A 21,140-nucleotide genomic window follows, 5' to 3' on the forward strand; every position below is an offset into this window, starting at 1 on the left:
CCGGAGTCCGATCCCCTGGACCCCGGGCCGGCCATAGCGTGGAACCATGACCAGTTCACTCCCACTTTCACCCGTTCCTGCGGCTCCCCCGGCGAATGCCACCGCCGCGGTGAGCGCCCGTCACCTCGTCAAGAACTACGGCAAGGACGAGACCGCGGTCGCCGCCCTGCGTGACGTCAGCATCGACGTCGAGCAGGGCCGCTTCACTGCGATCATGGGCCCCTCCGGCTCCGGCAAGTCGACGCTGATGCATCTCCTCGCCGGCCTCGACACCGCGGACTCCGGCACCATCCATCTCGGGGCCACGGAGATCACCGGTCTCAACGACACCCAGCTGACGACCTTGCGCCGCGACACCGTCGGCTTCGTCTTCCAGGCCTTCAACCTGGTGCCGACCCTGACCGCTGAACAGAACATCCTTCTGCCCATCGAGCTGGCGGGCGGCAAGCCCGACCTCGAGTGGTTCGACTTCATCGTCGGTGTCCTCGGCCTGCAGGACCGTCTCAAGCACCGGCCGCACGAGCTCAGCGGCGGTCAGCAGCAGCGCGTCGCCGTCGCACGCGCCCTCCTCACCCGCCCTCAGGTGCTCTTCGGGGATGAGCCCACCGGCAACCTGGACTCGCGGTCCGGAGCCGAGGTCCTCTCCCTCATGCGGCGGAGCACCAAGGAACTCGGGCAGACCATCATCATGGTCACCCACGACCCGGTGGCCGCGAGCTACGCGGACCGCGTCGTCCTCATGAGTGACGGACAGATCGTCGGCCAGATCGAAGAGCCGACCGCGGAGAGCATCCTGGCTGCCATGAGTGAGCTGGGTGCCTGATGCTGCGCGTCGCACTGTCTCAGCTGAAAACCCATTCGCGCCGCTTCATCGCGGTGGGCCTGGCGATCATGCTCGCCGTGGCCTTCCTGGTCAGCACCCTCCTGGTCTCCTCCAGCACCAAAGCCTCGCTCGCCGCGAGCCTCGGTGAGAGTTATCACCGCGCGGACCTGATCGCGATGCCGACGAAGTCCACTGACGACTTCACCCCCCAGGAGATCCGCACGGTCTCCGCGGTCCCTGGCGTCGCCTCGGTGTACGGCCAGAGCAGCATCATGACGGTCGCCGAAAGCGGCGATGCCTCCTTCACCGCGATCCTGCAGAACACCGCGCCCGCGGAGCTGGAACCGTCCAAGACCACCAGCGGCAACCTTCCGGGCCGCGTGGGTGAGGTGGCGGTGGATTCGAACACCGCCCGCGACTTCCACCTCGCAGTGGGCAGTGTTCTGCGGCTGAAGAGCGAAGTCCCGAACGGCACGAAGCCGCAGGAACTCTCGCTCAAAGTCTCCGGAATCCTGCAGCCCAGCTCGGACCCGCTGCGCGGCAGCTTCGCCCAGCTGGTCTCCTCCACCCCGGTGCTGACCGAGCTGGCCGCAGGACAGGAGAAGGTGGCCCGACTGCAGCTCAAGCTCTCCCCCGGAGCGGATGCCACCACAGTTCGGCAAGCGGTCGAGAAGGCACTGGCCACCCAGCCGGTCGCCTCATCGGTCCGCACGCCGCAGGAAGCCGCCATGGAGCAGGTCAAGCAGTTCACCGGTGGACAGGACCAGCTGACCATCGTGCTGGTGGCTTTCGCGATCATCGCACTGTTCGTCTCGGCGCTGGTGGTGGCGAACACCTTCTCGGTCATCATCGCGCAGCGGACCCGTGAGCTCGCCCTGTTGCGCTGCGTCGGCGCAACCAGATCACAGATCCGCGGATCGGTCCTGGCCGAGGCGGCCATCGTCGGCCTGGTCTCCTCGATCGTGGGTGCCGTCGTCGGAGTCGGCGTCATGGCCGGCCTGATCGCACTGGCCAAGACCGACCCCACGCGTTCCTTCGCAACCCTGGCCGTCGACCCGGCAGCGCTCGTGGCCGGCGTCGTCGTGGGCGTGCTCATGACCCTCGTGGCGGCCCTGTTCCCTGCCCGTGCCGCCACCAAGGTCGCCCCTCTGGCCGCACTGCGTCCGGAAGACGACGCCTCGCTGGGCAATCGTCGTGGTCGCGTTCGGCTCGTGATCGGCGGCATCCTCCTGGTGCTCGGTCTGCCCATGCTGTTGGGCGGCGCTTGGTTCAACCAGTTGCCGGTGGCCCTGCCGGGTGGGCTCTTCAGCTTCCTCGGAGTGCTGTTCTGCGCCGGCCTGTTCATCCCCGGTGCGGTGCGCGGCGTCGGTCGTCTCGCAAAGGCATCCGGTGTCCCGGGTCGTCTCGCGGCACTGAACGCCGTACGCAATCCAGCGCGTACCTCCGCCACCGCATCCGCTCTGCTCATCGGCGTGACCCTGGTCAGCATGATGATGGTCGGTGCCGGTTCCGCGAAAGCCGCGCTGAGTGGCGGCCTCGCCGAACACTACCCCGTGGACGTCACGGTGCTGGCTCCGCAATCCGCCGGACAGGAAGCCGGCGCGGCCGATGCCACCGGCTTCAGTCCTCAAGCAGCCACCACTGCGGCCAAGGTCGACGGCGTCGCCGCCACCGCGCTCCTGATCCCGGCCGGTACGGTGCCCACCGCGTCGTCGTCCGGCGGTTCTGACGGAGGCACCGAACGAATCTACGCGATGGACCCGGCGACGGCACAGGCCGTGCTCAGCGACCCGCAGCTGAAACTGCAAGCGGGCACCGTCATCGTGCCCAAGGGCTATCCGACTGCGCCGGTGACCGTCACAGGAAAGCACGGGACGGTCGTCCTGAAGCCGGTGGTCAGCAAGTCCTGGAGCATGGTTCCGCTCATGAGCACCGAGGATGCCCGCGGCATCAACGGCGGCACTCTCGGACCGGACGGAAGTCAGCTCTGGGTCAAGCTCGCGGACTCGGTGCAGCCGACAGACATCCGCAATGTGGTCAACTCGCTCGGCACCGCGCTGAACGTCCCACAGGCGTACATCTCGGGTGCGGCCATGGAACGCGCGGCCTTCGAGGAGGTCATCAACGTCCTTCTGCTGGTGGTCACTGCACTGCTGGCCGTGGCCGTGTTCATCGCCCTGATCGGCGTGGCCAACACGCTGAGCCTGTCCGTGCTGGAACGCACCAGGGAGAACTCCCTGCTGCGGGCCCTGGGCCTGACCCGGCGCCAGCTACGGGTCATGCTGGCCTTGGAGGCGATGCTCATCGCCGGGGTCTCCGCGCTCCTCGGGGTTCTGCTGGGCTCGGCGTTCGGCTGGCTCGGGGCCAAATCCGCCATCGGCGCGCTCGGACCGGTGCCGTTCGACGCCCCCTGGCTGGCCCTCGTCGGCACGCTGCTGGTCGCGATCGTGGCCGCACTGATCGCCTCGATCGTCCCGGCCCGGCGCGCGGCACGGCTCTCACCCGTAGAGGGTCTCGCCGTGAGCTGATCCCGGCCAACGCGAGGTAACAGTTGACGCCCCTAAGACCGAGTCTTAGGGGCGTCAACTGTTACCTCGCGAGAGAGTGCGGGAAGGATCAGGCCTCGGCAGGCTCTTCGTACTTCGGGAAGACCGGTGCCGGAGCCGGCAGGGCGGTTCCCGGCACCAGGCGCGTCGGAAGCGCCGAGAACTGACGGCTCTCCTCGGAATCCTGGCCGAGCAGATCCAGAACCTTTCCGGCTGAACCCGGCATGACCGGCTGGCTCAGGATGGCCACCTGACGGAGGATCTCCAGAGTCACGTACAGCACGGTGTTCATACGAGCAGGGTCGGTCTTGCGGAGAACCCACGGCTGCTGCTCGGCGAAGTAGGCGTTGCACTCCCCCAGCACGTGCCACATGGCCTCCAGCGCACGGGAGAACTGCTGTTCCTCGAACTCTGCACGCACGGCGGACAGCAGCCCGTCCGCCTTGGCGAGGATCGCCTGGTCCGCGGCGCTGAACTCACCCGGGACCGGAACGGCGCCGTCGCAGTTCTTCGCGACCATGGACAGGGAACGCTGGGCCAGATTGCCGAAGTTGTTGGCGAGGTCCGCGTTCATCCGGCCCACGATCGCCTCGTGGCTGTAGCTGCCGTCGGCGCCGAAGGGCACCTCGCGGAGGAAGAAGTACCTCACCTGGTCCAGGCCGTACTGCTCCACGAAATCCCCGGGGGCCACGACGTTGCCCAGCGACTTGGACATCTTCACGCCGTTGTTGTGCAGGAAGCCGTGGATCATCACCCGCTTGGGCAGCGGAAGCCCGGCACTCATCAGGAAGGCCGGCCAGAAGATCGCGTGGAAGCGGGAGATGTCCTTGCCGATGACGTGGACGTCCGCGGGCCAGAAACGCTGGAACTTCTCACCGGAGTCGTCGGGGAACCCGACACCCGTCAGGTAGTTCGTCAGGGCGTCCACCCAGACGTACATGACGTGCTTGTCGTCGCCGGGGACGGGCACACCCCAGTCGAACGTCGTGCGGCTGATGGAGAGGTCTTCCAATCCGCCCTTGACGAAGCTGATGACCTCGTTGAAACGGCTGCGGGGGTAGCCGAACTCCGGCTGCTCCGCGTAGAGGGCCAGCAGTTTCTCCTGGTAGTTGGAGAGCCGGAAGAAGTAGCTCTCCTCCTCGGTCCAGGTCAGCTCGGTGTCCGTGGTCTTGGAGTACCGCTTGCCGTCCTCACGCAGCTCGGTCTCGTCCTCGCCGTAGAAGGCCTCGTCGCGGACCGAGTACCAGCCCTCGTACTTGCCGAGGTAGATGTCACCGTTGGCCTCCATGCGCCGCCAGATCTCCTGGCTCGCAGCATAGTGATCGGCGTCCGTGGTGCGGATGAAGCGGTCGTAGCTGATGCCGAGTTCGGCGTGCACGGCCTGGTAGATCTCCGCGTTGCGGTCCACGAGTTCCTTCGGGCTGACGCCCTCCTTCTCGGCTGCCTGCGCGATCTTCATGCCGTGCTCGTCAGTGCCCGTCAGGAACATGACATCGTAGCCGTCCAGGCGCTTGAACCGGGCCATCGCGTCCGTGGCGATGTACTCGTAGGCGTGCCCGATGTGAGGGACACCGTTGGGGTACGTGATGGCCGTGGTCAGGTAGTAGGGCGGCTTCTGCTGCGTCACGATGTGTTCTCTCTTGCGATGATGCGCTGGACGGGGACTCAGTTGAGCTCGGTCATCGAGTCGGAGACCCGGATGAGTTCGTGGTCGTGGGAGGCCACCAGCACGGAGATGCCGTCCTTGGTGGTGTCCTTGAGGATTCCGATGATCTTGTTGGCCGAGGCACGGTCCAGGCTGGCGGTCGGCTCATCGACCACCAGGACCCTGGTTCCGAGGATCAGGGCGCGGGCGATGGCCACGCGCTGACGCTCACCGCCGGAGAGCTGGCCCGGGCGGTGCTTGATGCGCTTACCCAGACCCACCAGCTCCAGCAGGTTCTTCGCCATCTCGGTGCGCTGCTCCACCTCGCCGTCCGGGACGGCGGGCAGCAGGACGTTCTCCAAGGCGCTCATGCCTTCGATCAGGGCGCCGCCCTGATCGACGTATCCGATGAGCGCTCGACGGCGGTCGGCCACCTCGTCGTCGTCCATCGCGTCGAGCGGGGCGTCCTCCCAGAAGACGCGGCCGCTGGTCGGCAAGGTGAGGCCGGCACTGACGGTGAGGATGGAGGTCTTGCCCGAACCGCTTCGGCCGGCGACGCAGTGCATCTCACCGGCTCCGAGATCGAGATTGAAACCTTCGACGACGCTGACTCGCTCCGCACCGTTCCGCTCTCCGCCGTAGCGGATCGTCAGATCCTCCAGGCGCAGCGGAGTCTCGTGATCCGCCACCTTGATGATGGTATTGGCACGGGTCTGGAGTTCCGGGCCGTCTCCGGCGGGCTGCTCCACGGTCATCGTGTTCTCCTGCTCGTCCTGGGGCTGGGCGGGGCGCTCATCGGCGCGGCGGTTCCTGCGGGATTCCGGTTCGGTGGTCATCGAATGATCCTTGTTGCGATGGGGACCCACACCACGACGGCGACCAGACCGGCAAGGCCTGCCCAGATGGCCGCGTAGGGGGCTAGGAAGATGCCCAGCAGTGCTGCACCCAGCACGCCGACGGGCAGGGCGTACAGGCCCACGAGCGCGTGCTCGAAGAAACGGACCTGGCGAAGCATGTCGGGGTTCCAGCCCATGGCCTTCAGGACGCCGATCTGCTCGCGCTTGGCGCCCAGTTCGAAGCGGCCCGTGACGATGGTCAGGAACATGCCGACGAGTGCCCCGGCGATGGCCAGCACGATGGCGGGCAGCACGATGCTCGCAGCAGCCACGCCGCCGAGTGCCGAGGCTCCGGCCGCACGGGGGATGTCCACCAGCACGGCCAACAGAGCTCCCACAGCCGCGCCGAAGACGCCCACGGCGAGGGCCAGTGCCAGAGTGTTGAAGCGGTGAGTCTTCAACTGCCGGCTGGCGAAGGTCAGGGGCGAGTCGATCGTGATCAGGCGGGAGTCATCCACGACCTCCTGATCCACGATGTGCTTGTGGCGGAGCTGCCGCACCGCCAGCCAGGCGGCGACGGCGTAAATGGCAAGCACCAGCACCGACACGACCACGGTGGCCAGGTTCCAGCTCACCAGACTCAGGATGAGTCCCACCAGAGCCAGCGCACCCGCACCGACGGCGAACTCCTGCAGAACCCATTTGCGGATCTGACCCTGGTTCCAGCCCATGGCCCGCAGGATCGCCGCATCGCCGCGGCGCTTGCGGACGTAGCTGACGGTGGAGGCCGCGGTCAGGAGAGTGGCTCCCAGCAGGGTCAGGAACAGAAGCATGATGTTGGTCCCGGACAGCGAGCTGCTCACTGCCGCCGCGGCGTCCTGACGGACCCAGGACTGCTGCACGGTCCCGAGGGCCTGCTCGGCGCCCGAGGAATCCTTGCTGTATCCGGGGACGAAGATGTTGGCGTCCTCACGGGCGGAGCCGGAGACGATGGTGGCTTTCAGCCCCAGGGCCCGGATCTGATCGGCGAGCTTGGCGATGTCGCCACCGGCCTGGCGCCAGCCGCCTTCCGCCTTGGCCCGCACGCGCACCGCGTCCACGACGTCGGCATCCTTGGTGTAGCCGCGGGCGGCAGCCAGACCGTAGTAGTCGGTGATGGCACCGGCGGACTGGCTGACCAGACCGCTGGCGCTCAGGCTGGCCTTGAGCTGGGTGGAGTCGACGCCATTGCCCTGGGCGTCCTTGGTGAGGGTGAAGGGCACGGGGTCATAGCCGCCGAGGGGCAGCCGGTTGATGTCACCGGCGGCCTTCTGGACCTGGGACGGGTCGAAGGTGCCGTAGACCATCGGCAGCGGCGTCGCCTTGGAGTCGCCTCGGGCGACGTCCTTGCGGTAGGACCGGTCCTGCACGGGGGTCCGCTGGCTCTGATCGACCGGCGTCCCGTCCAGGGAGCGCTCCGGGAGGCCGTTGACGGTGACCCAGTCACCGGGTTCGGCCGTCTTCTGTTCGGAGCCATTGGCTCCGGTGCCGGATGCCGAGTACTGCGGCGACGCGGCGAACTGGGTGCTCCAGGTGGCCGGATCGTAGAGACCGGTGGAGAAGCTGGACGTCGGGCCGAGCAGATCGGAGTGGTCGGTGCCACCGGGCCACTGAAGGACGAACGGTGAGTTGGAAACGAAGGGAAGGTACCCGTCGCCCAGGTTCTTGCTGACCGTTCCGATGTCCTTGGTGACGTTTCCGGAGTCGTCGAGCTGCTCGATCTTGACGCTGTACTTCACGTCGAGGCTGGTGCCCTGCCGCACGATCAGGGGAATGGCCTGCGAGTCGTCCGTGATCTGTTTGCTGCGCACGCTGGCTTCGTACTGCATGAGCATCGGCGCCCAGTACTTCAGACGCACGCCGTTGAAGTCCGGACCGTTCTGGATGTCGTCCTGGCTCATGCCGGAGGAGAGCTTGCTCTGGAAGAAGCGTCCGACGGCGCCGGCGTTGCGGGCGTCAGCCGGGGGCGCCTTCTCGAGGTTGTCCAGGAAGCTTCCGGCGTCGCCGAGCAGAGCATGCTCGGACACCGGGTCGACGGCCACCACGGACTCGCTGATCTCGGGGGCCAGAGGCAATGGGATGTTGACGTTGAAGAGCGTGTGGGCCGAGGTTCCCGCCGGCGACGGGAACTTGATGCCCGTCTCCCCCGACGGCGCGTCGATCTGCACCGACTTGCCGCCGGCAACCGTGGTCTGTGTGATCTTCGCTTTGCCCAGCGTGCCTTCACCGGTGGTGCTGAACAGCTGCCGCTCGGTCTTGCCGTCAGAGCTCGTCGCCGTCGCGGTGATCCGGTACTTGGTCGCCTGGTCGTTCAGCACCGACTCGGCGGCCGGCCATTTGGACTCTTCGGTTGATCCTGGGGTGCTGGCCTGCTGCAGCCCCACCAGGCCTTGGTTGTAGCCCAGGAAGTCCATGGCCCGCAGCTGCGGTGCCTCGAGGTTCTGGGTGACGCGTGAGACCAGGGAGATGGGGGCCGCAACGGAGGTCCCGCTCATCTGCCGGATCTTCTCGAGCTGGTCGAAACTGATGCCGCCCTGCCCCGTCACGATGTCCGGCTGCATGAGCGAGCCGTCGCTCTTGCCTGCCGGCTGCACCAGGATGTCGTAGAGGCCACGCGAGTTCTGATCCACGGTCTTGACCAACGCGGCCTGGGAGCCGCTCTGGACGAGCACGGACAGGGCCATGGTGACGATCAGGACAGTCGCGGTCAGCAGCAGCACGCGGCTCCTGATGAACCGTTCAACGGCGTTCATTGCACTCCTGGGCTGAGGGAACGAAAGAAGGCTGCGCTGCAGGCATGGCTACGCCCTCGCTCCGACGGGGGTGTTTAACGAATCAGGGCCGGCCTGCCGACCACTGTGACGCGGGAAGCGCCATAGCTATTGTAGGCAGACCGGCCCTGATTCACGGGACGTGACGTCCCTGTGCGGCCGTGGTCTCAGGACTCGAGATCGACCTCACGGACGGCGATCGCACCGACACCGGCCTTGATGGCGTCCAGGACCTGCTGCGGGACCGAGGAGTCCACGGTGAGCAGAGCCATGACGTCGCCGCCTTCGCTGCTGCGGGCCACCTGCATGCCACCGATGTTGATGTTGTTCATGCCCAGGATGTGACCGATCGTGCCTACGACACCGGGACGATCCTGGTAGCTGACGACGATCAGGTGATCGGTGATGGGGATCTCGACGTCGAAGCCGTTGACGCCGACGAGCTTCTCGACCTGCTTGGGGCCCGTCAGGGTTCCCGAGACGGTGATCTGGGTGCCGTCGCTGAGGGCGCCGCGCAGCGTCAGGACGTTGCGGTAGTCCTCGGCGGCCTCGGAGGTGATGAGCCGGACGTTGATGCCGCGCTGCTCCGCGATGACCGGCGCGTTGACGTAGGACACCTGTTCCGAGACGACGTCGGCGAAGATCCCCTTGAGAGCGGAGAGTTCCAGCACCTTGACGTCCAGGCTGGCGATCTCACCGGCCACCTCGACGTCGATCTGGGTCACCGAGTCGTGCGTGAGAGCGGTGAAGATCCGGCCCAGCTTCTCGACGAGCGGGATGCCAGGACGGATGTCGGAGTGGATCACGCCACCGGCGACGTTCACGGCATCGGGCACGAGCTCGCCTGCCAGGGCCAGGCGCACGGACTTGGCCACGGAGATCCCGGCCTTCTCCTGGGCTTCCGCGGTGGAGGCGCCCAGGTGCGGGGTGACCACCACATTGTCGAGACCGAAGAACGGCAGATCCGTGGAGGGCTCCTTGGCGAAGACGTCGATGCCTGCGCCGGCGATCTTGCCGGCAACCAGCGCCTCGTGCAGGGCCGCTTCGTCGACCAGGCCGCCGCGGGCCACGTTGACGACGTAGGCGGTGTCCTTCATCTTCTCGAACGCCTCGGCGCCGAGCATGCCCACCGTCTCCGGGGTCTTGGGCATGTGGATGGTGATGAAGTCGGACTGCGCCAGCAGGTCGTCCAGGCTCACGAGCTTGACACCGAGCTGAGCGGCACGGGCCGAGGTGACATAGGGGTCGTAGGCCAGGATCTCGGTCCCGAAGGCCTGCAGGCGGGCGGCGACGAGCGCACCGATGCGTCCGAAACCGATGATGCCGATCTTCTTTTCGAAGAGTTCGGTGCCGGAGTACTTGGAGCGCTTCCACTCCCCCGCCTTCAAGGCGCCACAGGCCTGCGGAATGTGGCGTGCCAGGCTGAGGATGTGGCCGACGGTGAGTTCCGCGGCGGAGATGATGTTCGACGTCGGGGCGTTGACGACCATGACACCGGCCTGGGTCGCGGCCTTGATGTCGACGTTGTCGAGACCGACACCGGCACGGGCGATGACCTTCAGATTCGGTGCCGCGGCGATCGCCTCGGCGTCGACCTGGGTGGCGGAGCGGACCAGGATGGCGTGGACGTCGGCCAGAGCGGGCAGCAGCTGGGAACGGTCGGCGCCGTCGGTGTGCCGGATGTCGAAATCCGGTCCCAGCGCCGCAACGGTGGCAGGCGAGAGTTCTTCGGCAATGAGTACTACGGGCTTGGTGTCTGTCACCGGGGGACCTCTTTGTGGCGATCGATACTGCTGTGGCTTTTCTCAGGTGTCCTGAGCGCGGAATTGCCGGGCTCGCGCACTGCGAGCCCGGCAACCCGTTGCTTCACACGCCTGCTTCTGAGATTACTGGCTCAGTACGGCGTGCCGGGAATCGGTTTCCCGATTGTGAAGGATCAGATCCTTGCGGTTAAGAGGTCTCAGCGGGCGGCCGAACCGTCGACGTAGTCGGCGTCCTGCTGCTTCCAGGAGAACAGGGAGCGCAGTTCACGGCCCACTGCCTCGATCGGGTGCTGCTCGGCCTTGGCACGCAGCTCCTTGAACTCGACGGCTCCGTTGTCCTGGTCGTCGATGAAGCGCTTGGCGAACGCACCGGACTGGATGTCGGCCAGCACGCCTGCCATGTTCTCCTTGACGCGCGGGTCGATGACGCGCGGGCCGGAGACGTAGTCGCCGTACTCGGCGGTGTCGGAGACGCTCCAGCGCTGCTTGGCGATGCCGCCCTCCCACATGAGGTCCACGATGAGCTTGAGCTCGTGCAGCACCTCGAAGTAGGCGATCTGCGGCTGGTAGCCGGCCTCGGTCAGGGTCTCGAAGCCGTACTGGACGAGCTGGGAGACGCCGCCGCAGAGCACTGCCTGCTCGCCGAAGAGATCGGTCTCGGTCTCCTCGGTGAAGGTCGTCTTGATGACGCCTGCACGGGTGCCGCCGATGGCCTTGGCGTAGGACTTCGCGGTCTCCCAGGCGTTGCCGCTGGCGTCCTGCTCGACGGCGATGATGTCCGGGATGCCACGGCCTGCGACGTATTCGCGGCGGACGGTGTGGCCGGGGGCCTTCGGGGCGACGAGGATGACGTCCACGCCTTCAGGAACCTGGATGTAGCCGAAGCGGATGTTGAATCCGTGGGCGAAGGCCAGGGTCTTGCCGGCGGTCAGCTTGTCCTTGATGGAGTCGTTGTAGATCGAACGCTGGTGCTGGTCCGGAGCCAGGATCATGATCAGATCGGCCCAGTCGGCGGCGTCGGCCACGCTCTTGACCTCGAAGCCCTCTTCTTCGGCCTTGGCGATCGACTTGGAGCCCTCTTTGAGGGCGATGACGACCTGCACACCGGAGTCACGGAGGTTCTGAGCGTGGGCGTGGCCCTGGGAGCCGTAGCCGACGATTGCGACCTTCTTGCCCTGGATGATCGAGAGGTCGGCGGCGTCGTCGTAGATCAGTTCGGTCATGGGATTTCTCTCTCCTTGGAGTGGGGTATTGAACGGTGTTCGTGAGGGCTTCAGGCGGATCGCAGGGCGCGATCACTCATGGAGCGGGGTCCCCGTCCAACGGCCAAGGTGCCGGACTGCACAATCTCGCGGATGCCGAAGGGCTCCAGGACGGACAGCAGGGCTGTGATCTTCTCTGGGTGACCGGTGGCTTCGATGACCAATGAGTCGGTGGACACATCGACAACGGAAGCACGGAACAGATCTGCGGCTTGGGTGACCTGCAGACGCGTTGCGGCATCGGCCCGTACTTTGACCAGGATATGGTCACGCTGCACGGAAGCGTCGCTCGTGAGCTCCACGATCTTGATCACATTGATCAATTTGTTGAGCTGTTTGGTGACCTGTTCGATCAGGTCACCTTCGGCTTCGACCACCACGGTGATGCGCGAGGTGCCGGGCACCTCGGTGGGGCCGACGGCCAGGGAGTTGATGTTGAAGGCCCGGCGGGCGAAGAGACCGGACACGCGTGTGAGCACGCCGGGTTTGTCCTCGACCAGCACGGAGAGTGTGTGACGGCTCATGCTCAGTCCTCTTCTTCCCACTCGGGGGTCATGTTCCGGGCGACCTGGATCTGGTCGTTGCTCACGCCCGAGGGCACCATGGGCCAGACCATGGAGTTCGGGCTGACGACGAAGTCGATCACCACGGGACGGTCGTTGATCTCAAGCGCCTTCTGGATGGTGGCGTCGATGTCCTCTTCGCGCTCGCAACGCAGGGCGGCGCAACCATAGGCATCCGCCAGCTTCACGAAGTCCGGGATCCGCACGGTGTTGTGACCGGTGTTCAGGTCCGTATTGGAGTACCGGCCCTCGTAGAACAGGGTCTGCCACTGGCGGACCATGCCCAGCGAGGAGTTGTTGATGATGGCCACCTTGATGGGGATGTTGTTGATGGCGCAGGTCGCGAGTTCCTGATTGGTCATCTGGAAGCAGCCGTCGCCGTCGATGGCCCAGACCACGCGGTCCGGATTGCCCACCTTGGCGCCCATGGCGGCGGGAACGGAGTACCCCATGGTTCCTGCTCCACCGGAGTTGAGCCAGGCGTGAGGCCGCTCGTACTTGATGAACTGCGCGGCCCACATCTGGTGCTGGCCGACGCCCGCCACGTAAACGCCATCAGGGCCGGTGAGCTCACCGATGCGCTTGATGATCCGCTGCGGTGCGATCAGACCGTCGTCCGGCTCGGTCCAGCCGAGCGGGTAGGTCTCCTTGAGGTTGTTCAGGAATGCCCACCAAGCACCCAGCTCCGGCTTTCCATTGGCCTCGAAGTAGGCGCTCAGGACCTCGGTCAGCTCGGGGATGATCTCCTTGACGCTGCCCACGATCGGCACATCCGCCGTGCGGTTCTTGGAGATCTCCGCCGGGTCGATGTCCGCGTGGATCACCTTGGCGTGCGGTGCGAAGGTGCTGAGCACGCCCGTCACGCGGTCATCGAAGCGGGCACCGAGAGTGATCAGCAGATCGGCCTGCTGCAGCGCCGTCACGGCGGACACCGTGCCATGCATGCCCGGCATGCCGACGTGCTGCGGGTGTGAGTCGGGGAATGCGCCCTTGGCCATCAGCGTGGTGACCACGGGGGCACCGCTGAGCTCCACCAGTTCCATCAGCTCTTCACAGGCGTGGCCCTTCAGCACGCCGCCGCCCACGTAGAAGACAGGCTTCTTGGCGGCGCCGATGAGCTTCGCGGCTTCGCGCAGCTGCTTGCTGTGGCCGCGCAGCACCGGGCGGTAGCCGGGAAGATCGACCTTCGGCGGCCAGGAGAAGAGCGTCTTGGACACCTGGGCGTCCTTGGCGAAGTCCACCAGGACAGGACCGGGACGGCCCGTGGAGGCGAGGTGGAACGCCTCGGCCATGACCCGCGGGATTTCGTCCGGATCGGTGACCAGGAAGGAATGCTTGGTGATCGGCATCGTGATGCCGACGATGTCCGCCTCCTGGAAGGCGTCCGTGCCGATCACGGCACTGGAGACCTGCCCGGTGATGGCCACCATGGGCACGGAGTCCATATGGGCATCCATGATGGCGGTGACAAGATTGGTCGCGCCTGGGCCGGAGGTGGCGATGCAGACGCCGACCTCTCCGGTCACCATGGCGTAACCCTGTGCGGCGTGGCCGGCTCCCTGCTCGTGACGGACCAGGATGTGGTTCAAACTGGAGGCCATCAGAGGGTCGTAGGTGGGCAGGATCGCGCCACCGGGCAAACCGAATACGTCCTTCACGCCGAGTTCTTCGAGCGAGCGGACGAGTGCTTGCGAGCCGGTCATCTCCGTTGGGGGTACAACGTTGTTCGGCCCGAGGACAGGAGAGAGAGCCGTTGCCTCATCGGCGACGGCGACGGCGCGTTCGGACTTCTCCGCATTCTTTGCGGACTTTGCAGCCAACAGCGTGGGGCTGATGGGCGATCCTTTGCTCATCGGACTCTTCCTCGTTGGTGCCCCTTGCGAGGCGATTTCGGGTGGGTGACTTTCCGGATCGTCAAACAAAAAAACCCCTCAGCCGTGAGGCTCTGCGAGGGGTTGCGCGTGACTGTCCGTTACCAGCTTGGCCTATGCCACGCGCTTGGTAATAAGGACGACGATCACGGTTTCAGTCATGGCTACAGTTTTCCCTCCGCCTCATTTTGTGTCAACTGCCGGACACCCCATCTCACTATTCGGACAGTTGCGTCCGCGATCCGGGCAGACAGGAACGGTGGCGTGCCGATACCGCCGAGAACATGACGCACCTGCTCCGTCAGCCAGGCTCAACAAGGCCAGAGCAGAGGCAAAGGTGTTCGGGCGCCCCGCTCCCGAACACCCTTGGAGAGTCTCAGCCGCAGTAAGCACCCGTCGACGCCGAGTTGACCAGCTTGGCGTACTTGGCCAGGACGCCCGTCGTGAAGCGGGCCGGAAGCGGCTTCCAGCCTTCCCTCCTGCCCGCGAGTTCCTCTTCCTCAACGAGCAGATCGAAAGTGCGCGCGGCGATGTCCACCCGGATGCGGTCACCGTCGCGCACGAAGGCGATCGGACCGCCGTCGACGGCTTCCGGCGCCACGTGGCCGATGCACAACCCGGTGGTCCCTCCGGAGAACCTGCCATCGGTCAACAGCAGGACATCCTTGCCGAGCCCCGCGCCCTTGATCGCCCCGGTGATGGCCAGCATCTCGCGCATCCCCGGACCGCCTTTGGGACCCTCGTAGCGGATCACCACCACATCACCCTTCTGGATCTCGCCCCGGTCAAGAGCCTCCAGGGCCCCCTGTTCCCGCTCGAACACCCGCGCCGCTCCCTCGAAGACGTCTGCATCAAAGCCAGCACTCTTCACCACGGCGCCCTCCGGAGCGAGGCTCCCGTGCAGAATCGTGATCCCTCCAGTGCGGTGAATAGGGTTGTCCATCGCCCGGAGGATCTTCCCGTCCACGTCCGGAGGATCAATGGTGGCGAGGTTCTCGGCGACGGTCCGGCCGGTGACGGTGAGGCAATCGCCGTGCAGCAGACCGGCGTCGAGCAATGCCTTCATGATCACCGGCACCCCGCCGATCCGGTCCACATCGGTCATCACATAACGGCCGAAGGGCTTGAGGTCTCCGAGGTGGGGAACCCTGTCCCCCACCCGGTTGAAGTCGTCCAGCGTGAGCTCCACTCCGGCTTCGCGGGCGATGGCTAGCAGATGAAGGACGGCGTTGGTGGAGCCGCCGAATGCCATGGTCACGGCGATCGCGTTCTCGAAGGCGGGCTTGGTCATGATGTCCCGGGCCGTGATGCCCAGCCGGAGGAGGTTGACGACCGCTTCGCCGGAACGCCGCGCGAAATCGTCCCGCCTGCGGTCCGCGCTCGGCGGTGCGGCGGAGCCCGGAAGGGACATCCCGAGGGCCTCGCCGATGCAGGCCATCGTGTTCGCCGTATACATGCCGCCGCAGGCGCCCTCGCCGGGACAGATGGCCCGTTCGATGCGGTCCAGGTCCTCACGGCTCATCCGGCCGGCTGCGCAAGCCCCCACCGCCTCGAAGGCGTCGATGAGCGTCACTTCCTTCTCTGAACCGTCCTCCAGCCGAACCCAGCCCGGCATGATGGAACCGGCGTAAAGGAAGACGCTGGCCAGATCCAGGCGTGCGGCCGCCATGAGCATCCCGGGCAGGGACTTGTCACAACCGGCGAGCAGCACCGAACCGTCGATCCGCTCGGCCTGCATGACAGTCTCGACCGAATCGGCGATGACCTCCCGGGAGACCAGGGAGAAGTGCATGCCGTCGTGACCCATCGAGATGCCATCCGAGACGGAGATGGTTCCGAACTGCATCGGGAAGCCGCCTCCCGCATGCACCCCTTCTTTGACAGCCGAAGCCAGACGGTTGAGCGAGAGGTTGCAGGGCGTGATCTCGTTCCAGGAACTCGCGACGCCGATCTGCGGCTTGGCGAAGTCGTCGTCCCCCATCCCGACCGCCCGGAACATCCCGCGCGCAGGCGCCGCATGAATCCCGTCCGTCACCACCCGCGAGCGGGGCTTGATGTCAGGGGTTGCCTCTTGCGTCATGCCGTCCTCCTCGCCCGATGGCCCATCCCACCGTCCTGGACGAGGCGATGGAGACCGGCCCACTGCGCACAGTCTATGACCTGCCTCACAGAAAAGCGCAGGGCCGCCCCCAGGAGGAGTGCGCCGGTCTCTCCATCGAGCCTGCTGGAGCCGGAGATCCGCAGGATTCCGGCGTTTCCGCGCGGACTCAGAGCCTCCTCATCAGCCGATTTCACTTTTCGGCGGATCTCCAGTAGAGTTTTTACTCGTTGCGGGGAACGCAGACGGGAAGAAAAGCCCGAATGAAAGCTCCACAGCAATGCACCTCTAGCTCAATTGGCAGAGCAATTGACTCTTAATCAATGGGTTCCGGGTTCAAGTCCCGGGGGGTGCACAGCGAAAGTCCCGTCTGATCAGCCGAAGTGCTGGTCAGGCGGGATTTTTTCATTGTCTGGACGGGCACGATCATCTTCTGAACGTTACCGCCTCATCAGACACTCGTCAGCTCACCTCGACGAGTCCCGCCTGTCACGCCGCACCCAGTACGTGACGACCAGAATGGCGACCACAAGGCTGAGTGCAACAAGCGACACTTTCCATGGCACCGCCACATTCGACAGCGCGGTGATGACCCCGAGCACGACGAACAGTGAGCCCTGCCACATTGCGGCCTGTCTGTCGTGGCTCATTCGGATCGTCTCCTCCGCCGTCCGCATCCTCCCTCGAATCGAACACTACCCAGGCAGTGGTTCATCCGATAGGCCTCACTCCCATAGACTGGGTGCTTCTCCAGCGGATCGCTCGGGCGCGTCCAGACCCCTCGGAATATCGATGCTGCGTCGCCCTCCCGGGATGGCCGCTGAGCCGATCCGACGCCCAGAGCCGAATACCAGGAGGAGCCGCGTGCCCACATCGAACAACCCCCGCCTGACTCCCGGAACACCGGCGCCGGCATTCACCCTCCAGGACTCCCAGGGCCAGGAGGTCAGCCTCGAAGGACTCCGTGGTCAGAAGGTGATCCTCTACTTCTACCCGCAGGCCGACACCCCCGCCTGCGCTCAGCAGGCCTGTGATTTCCAGGACAACCTCGCCCGGTTCTCCCACGAGGGCTACGCGGTACTGGGCATCTCCCCCGATCCTGTGCAGAAGCTCGCCGAATGGAACGGACGCGAACACTTCGGATACACGCTGCTCTCCGACGAAGGACACCGCGTGGCCGACGAATACGCGGTATGGGGCGAGAAGATCAACTACGGCAAGCCGTACCAGGGTCTGATCCGCAGCACCTTCGTCATCGACGAAGAGGGCGTCATCGCCGTCGCTCAGTACAACGTCCGCGCCAAGGGCCACGTGGCCAAGCTCCGTCGCGACCTCAAACTCCCAGCCTGAGCATCCAGCCACGGGCACCGCGCCGATCCCGGCGAATGCCCAGCGAATGTGTCTAAACTTGTGCGGAGCGTTCCAGAGGGACGCTTCACACCAGCGCGAGTGGTGAAATTGGCAGACACGCAGGATTTAGGTTCCTGTGCCTTCGGGCGTGTGGGTTCAAGTCCCACCTTGCGCACTCTGACGACACCGTACGTGACGAACTCCAAGTAGCCCCTTGGGCCGCCGAGTACCGGCGGCCCTTCCCTACGTGAGGTGAACAAGCCAGTGGACCGACCCCGTTCCGCCCTCGCGCACCGCTCGCGGCGGCTCATCGCTGCCGCCGGGGCCGCTGCGATCCTGCTCAGTGGCTGCACTCCCAGCCCCGACCCGGGACCCTCGCCGGACGGAACCACCGGCCCCCAGGCCACCTTCACCTTCGGCACACCGGCCCCGCCCATGGGTTTGGACCCCGCTCTCAGCTCGGACCTGGAGACCTACCGCGTCACGCGTCAGATCATGGAAGGTCTCCTCACGGTCGACGCGACCACCGGCAAGCCCGCGCCGTCCCTGGCCACGGACTGGAAGACCGCCGGAGACGGACTCAGCTACGATTTCACCCTGCGCCAAGGAGTCACCTTCCAGGACGGGACGCCGTTCAACGCGGAGGCCGTCTGTGCCAACTTCAAGCGCTGGTATACCCTCCCCGTGGCGCTCCGCAAAGGCAATGGGGCCACCTTCGGAGCGATCTTCCGGGCGTACTCGGACCAGCCTGCCAGCTCGATCTATCGGGGTTGCACCGCCGACGACGCACAGCACGTCCGCATCGACCTCTCCGAGCCTTTCAGCGGCTTCCTGCAGGCCCTGACCATGCCCTCGCTGGCGATCTCCTCCCCCAAGGCTCTCGCCGCACAAAAGGCGAATGATCTCAGCACTAGCAAGGATGGGGTCTCGGTATCCGCCTATGCCCTGCATCCTGTCGGTACCGGACCTTTCTCCTTCACCTCCTGGGCGGACAACCGGGTCACGCTCACCTCGAATCCGCACTACTGGGGTGACCGCGGTCAGATCAAGACCGTGAACTTCGTGGTTCTCAGCCATCCCGAAGTCCGCCGCGAAGCTCTCGAAAAGGGCGAGATCGACGCCTACGACAACATCACGGTGGACACCATGGAAGCCCTGGTCAAGAAGGGCGAACAGGTGGTCCAGCGGGACCCGTTCTCCGTCATGTACCTGGGCATCAATCAGTCGGTCGCCCCGCTGAACAATCCGAAGATCCGCCAGGCGATCGAGTACGCGATCGACAAGAACGCGATCGTCAAACGCTTCTACCTCGACGGCACCGGCACCGCCAGCCAGTTCGTGCCTCCCCGGCTCGCCGGATTCAACAACAAGGCCCCGTCCCTCGGCTACGACCCCAACAAGGCGAAGGATCTGCTCAAGCAGGCCGGATACAACGGCAAGGCGATCCCGTTCTACTACCCGGTAGACGTGACGCGCGCCTATCTGCCGGCCCCCGAGAAGATCTACGCGGAGATCGCCCGGCAACTGACCGCCGTCGGCTTCGTGATCAAGCCCGTGCCGGTCCCCTGGACGGACGGCTACGCCCAGAAGATCACCTCACCTGGGAACCACGGTCTACACCTGTTCGGCTGGAACGGCTCCTACGCCGATGCGGACAACTTCCTCTCGCCGCTTTTCGGAAGCCAGCGCAGCGAATTCGGCTTCAGCGACCCCGAGCTCTTCAAGCAGATCGCCCAGGCCCGGACCCTGCCTGACGGCGACCAGCGCAGTCAGCTCTACACCTCGATCAACGAGCGGATCGCCAAGGACCTCCCGGCCCTGCCCATCGCCTACCCGATCTCCGCCCTGGCCATGTCCGACCGGGTCATCAGCTATCCGGCCTCACCCGTGCTGAACGAGGTCTTCTCGAAGGTAAAACTCAAAGAATAACCCCTGAGGGCAATTTTTGATAGAGCCTCCCAGGCGATATTCTGCTGTTGCCCAATGTTGCTGCAATCGGAGTTCACTGTGACCTTCATTTCCAAGACTTCCTCCGCCGATGTCGTACTGATCGGCGGAGGCATCATGAGCGCCACCCTGGGCGCCTTCCTCAAGCAACTCCAACCGGACTGGTCCATCGTCCTGTTCGAACGGCTCGACGCGGCCGGTCTGGAAAGCTCCGATCCCTGGAACAACGCGGGTACCGGCCACTCCGCCTTCTGCGAGCTCAACTACATGCCGCAGGCCAAGGACGGATCGGTCGACCCCGCCAAGGCGCTGGGCATCGCCGAAGGGTTCCAGCTCTCCCGTCAGTTCTGGTCCCACCTCGTCTCCGAGCAGCTCATCGGTTCCCCGAAGGGCTTCATCAACACGGTTCCGCACATGAGTTTCGTGCTCGGTGACGATCACTCCGACTACCTGAAGAAGCGCTACGAGGCTCTCAAGCCCAACCCGCTCTTCTCCACCATGGAGCACAGCGAGGACGCCTCCACGATCGGCGGCTGGGCTCCGCTCGTGATGAAGGGCCGCGCCGAGGGCCGCTTCGCCGCCACCCGCGTGGCGGAAGGAACCGACGTCGACTTCGGGGCACTGAGCCGCGAACTCACCAGCCACCTCGAACGCTCCGGCGTCGAAGTCAACTACTTCCACGACGTCACCGATCTCGACCGCCTGTCCTTCGGCAGCGGCTGGCAGGTCTCCACCCGTCATCTGGGGTCCAACGAGCGTGGCAGCATCAAAGCCAAGTTCGTATTCGTCGGCGCCGGCGGCGGCGCCCTGCACCTGCTGCAGGCCTCCGGCATCCCGGAGTCCAAGGGCTATGGCGGATTCCCGGTTTCCGGCAAGTTCTTCCGCTGCACGGACGAGGACATCGCGGCACAGCACAACGCGAAGGTCTACGGCCAGGCATCCGTCGGCGCACCGCCCATGTCCGTGCCGCACCTGGACACCCGCTACGTCGACGGCAAGCGCTCCTTGCTCTTCGGCCCGTATGGCGGCTTCTCCACCAACTTCCTGAAGAACGGCTCGTACTGGGACCTGCCGGGCAGTGTTCGTCCGAACAACATCGTTCCGATGCTCGGCGTGGCCAAGGACAACCTGGACCTGGTGGCCTACCTGGTCAAGGAGGTCACCAAGACCCAGAACGCCAAGGTCGAGGCGCTCCGCGAGTACTACCCCGAGGCGCAGGGCGATAAGTGGGAGCTCATCACCGCAGGTCAGCGCGTGCAGATCATCAAGAAAGACCCCAAGCGCGGTGGGGCACTGCAGTTCGGAACCGAGGTCATCTCCAGCCGTGACGGCAGCATCGGAGCTCTTCTCGGTGCCTCCCCGGGAGCCTCCACGGCTGTGCCGATCATGCTCGAACTGCTCAAGCGGGCCTTCCCGGCCCGCTTCAAGGGCTGGGAAGGCAAGATCAAGGAGATGCTGCCCGGCTACGGGGTCCGCCTGAACGACAACCCCGAGCTGGCCCAGGAGTTGGCGCGGCATACCGCGACCGTTCTCCAACTGGCCGAGGCCGGGCAGTAAGATTGCCTGCAGCAACAGTGCCGGCCATCCTGGACTGATTCCGGGCGACTCCTTCACCCCGTCGCCACG

At 65.5% G+C, this 21,140-nt stretch carries 14 protein-coding genes and 2 tRNA genes; 7 read left to right on the forward strand and 9 right to left on the reverse strand.

Annotation, left to right across the window (positions count from 1 at the left end; all coding sequences use genetic code 11):
• The first annotated feature begins 46 nt into the window (after positions 1–46).
• A complete protein-coding gene (locus ACIPXZ_RS05030; protein ID WP_400591025.1) occupies positions 47–823 on the forward strand; it encodes an ABC transporter ATP-binding protein in 777 nt (258 codons plus the stop codon).
• Positions 823–3,351, forward strand: a complete 2,529-nt coding sequence (locus ACIPXZ_RS05035) for an ABC transporter permease (protein WP_400591026.1) — start codon at positions 823–825, stop codon at positions 3,349–3,351. Before ACIPXZ_RS05030 ends, ACIPXZ_RS05035 begins: the two co-directional genes overlap by 1 nt.
• 88 nt (positions 3,352–3,439) lie before the next feature.
• On the opposite strand, the gene metG is transcribed toward ACIPXZ_RS05035, so the two are convergent.
• The 8 genes from metG to ilvD all read right to left on the reverse strand — a co-directional run bounded on the left by metG (position 3,440) and on the right by ilvD (position 16,199).
• Entirely contained in the window at positions 3,440–4,996 is a 1,557-nt protein-coding gene (gene metG, locus ACIPXZ_RS05040; protein ID WP_400591027.1) for a methionine--tRNA ligase, read from the reverse strand.
• 38 nt (positions 4,997–5,034) lie between these two features.
• Entirely contained in the window at positions 5,035–5,769 is a 735-nt protein-coding gene (locus ACIPXZ_RS05045; RefSeq protein WP_400591105.1) for an ABC transporter ATP-binding protein, read from the reverse strand.
• Positions 5,770–5,846: 77 nt separating this feature from the next.
• Positions 5,847–8,642, reverse strand: coding sequence for an FtsX-like permease family protein (locus tag ACIPXZ_RS05050; protein ID WP_400591028.1), 2,796 nt, complete (start codon positions 8,640–8,642; stop codon positions 5,847–5,849).
• Between the two features lie 185 nt (positions 8,643–8,827).
• Positions 8,828–10,423 (reverse strand): phosphoglycerate dehydrogenase, encoded by a 1,596-nt coding sequence (gene serA, locus ACIPXZ_RS05055; RefSeq protein ID WP_400591029.1) that lies wholly within the window; start codon positions 10,421–10,423, stop codon positions 8,828–8,830.
• Positions 10,424–10,620: 197 nt separating this feature from the next.
• Entirely contained in the window at positions 10,621–11,646 is a 1,026-nt protein-coding gene (gene ilvC / locus ACIPXZ_RS05060; protein WP_400591030.1) for a ketol-acid reductoisomerase, read from the reverse strand.
• 50 nt (positions 11,647–11,696) lie between these two features.
• Entirely contained in the window at positions 11,697–12,209 is a 513-nt protein-coding gene (ilvN, locus tag ACIPXZ_RS05065) for an acetolactate synthase small subunit (protein WP_305997725.1), read from the reverse strand.
• 2 nt (positions 12,210–12,211) lie between these two features.
• Positions 12,212–14,101, reverse strand: coding sequence for an acetolactate synthase large subunit (locus tag ACIPXZ_RS05070; RefSeq protein WP_400591031.1), 1,890 nt, complete (start codon positions 14,099–14,101; stop codon positions 12,212–12,214).
• A 394-nt stretch (positions 14,102–14,495) separates the two neighbouring features.
• Entirely contained in the window at positions 14,496–16,199 is a 1,704-nt protein-coding gene (gene ilvD / locus ACIPXZ_RS05075) for a dihydroxy-acid dehydratase (protein WP_400591032.1), read from the reverse strand.
• A 300-nt stretch (positions 16,200–16,499) separates the two neighbouring features.
• Between ilvD and ACIPXZ_RS05080 the strand changes: the two genes are divergently transcribed.
• Positions 16,500–16,572, forward strand: a tRNA-Lys gene (locus ACIPXZ_RS05080).
• Positions 16,573–16,684: 112 nt separating this feature from the next.
• Here ACIPXZ_RS05080 and ACIPXZ_RS05085 read toward each other — a convergent pair.
• Entirely contained in the window at positions 16,685–16,867 is a 183-nt protein-coding gene (locus ACIPXZ_RS05085) for a hypothetical protein (protein WP_400591033.1), read from the reverse strand.
• Positions 16,868–17,081: 214 nt separating this feature from the next.
• Between ACIPXZ_RS05085 and bcp the strand changes: the two genes are divergently transcribed.
• The 4 genes from bcp to ACIPXZ_RS05105 all read left to right on the forward strand — a co-directional run bounded on the left by bcp (position 17,082) and on the right by ACIPXZ_RS05105 (position 21,071).
• Complete coding sequence (gene bcp, locus ACIPXZ_RS05090; protein WP_400591034.1) at positions 17,082–17,567, forward strand: thioredoxin-dependent thiol peroxidase; 486 nt, start codon at positions 17,082–17,084, stop codon at positions 17,565–17,567.
• A 93-nt stretch (positions 17,568–17,660) separates the two neighbouring features.
• Positions 17,661–17,742: transfer RNA gene (locus tag ACIPXZ_RS05095), tRNA-Leu, on the forward strand.
• A gap of 89 nt (positions 17,743–17,831) precedes the next feature.
• A complete protein-coding gene (locus ACIPXZ_RS05100; RefSeq protein ID WP_400591035.1) occupies positions 17,832–19,496 on the forward strand; it encodes an ABC transporter substrate-binding protein in 1,665 nt (554 codons plus the stop codon).
• Positions 19,497–19,574: 78 nt separating this feature from the next.
• A complete protein-coding gene (locus tag ACIPXZ_RS05105) occupies positions 19,575–21,071 on the forward strand; it encodes a malate:quinone oxidoreductase (RefSeq protein ID WP_400591036.1) in 1,497 nt (498 codons plus the stop codon).
• The last annotated feature ends 69 nt before the right edge of the window (positions 21,072–21,140 follow it).

This window comes from Arthrobacter sp. NPDC090010, assembly GCF_044748305.1.
GTDB lineage: Bacteria > Actinomycetota > Actinomycetes > Actinomycetales > Micrococcaceae > Arthrobacter_E.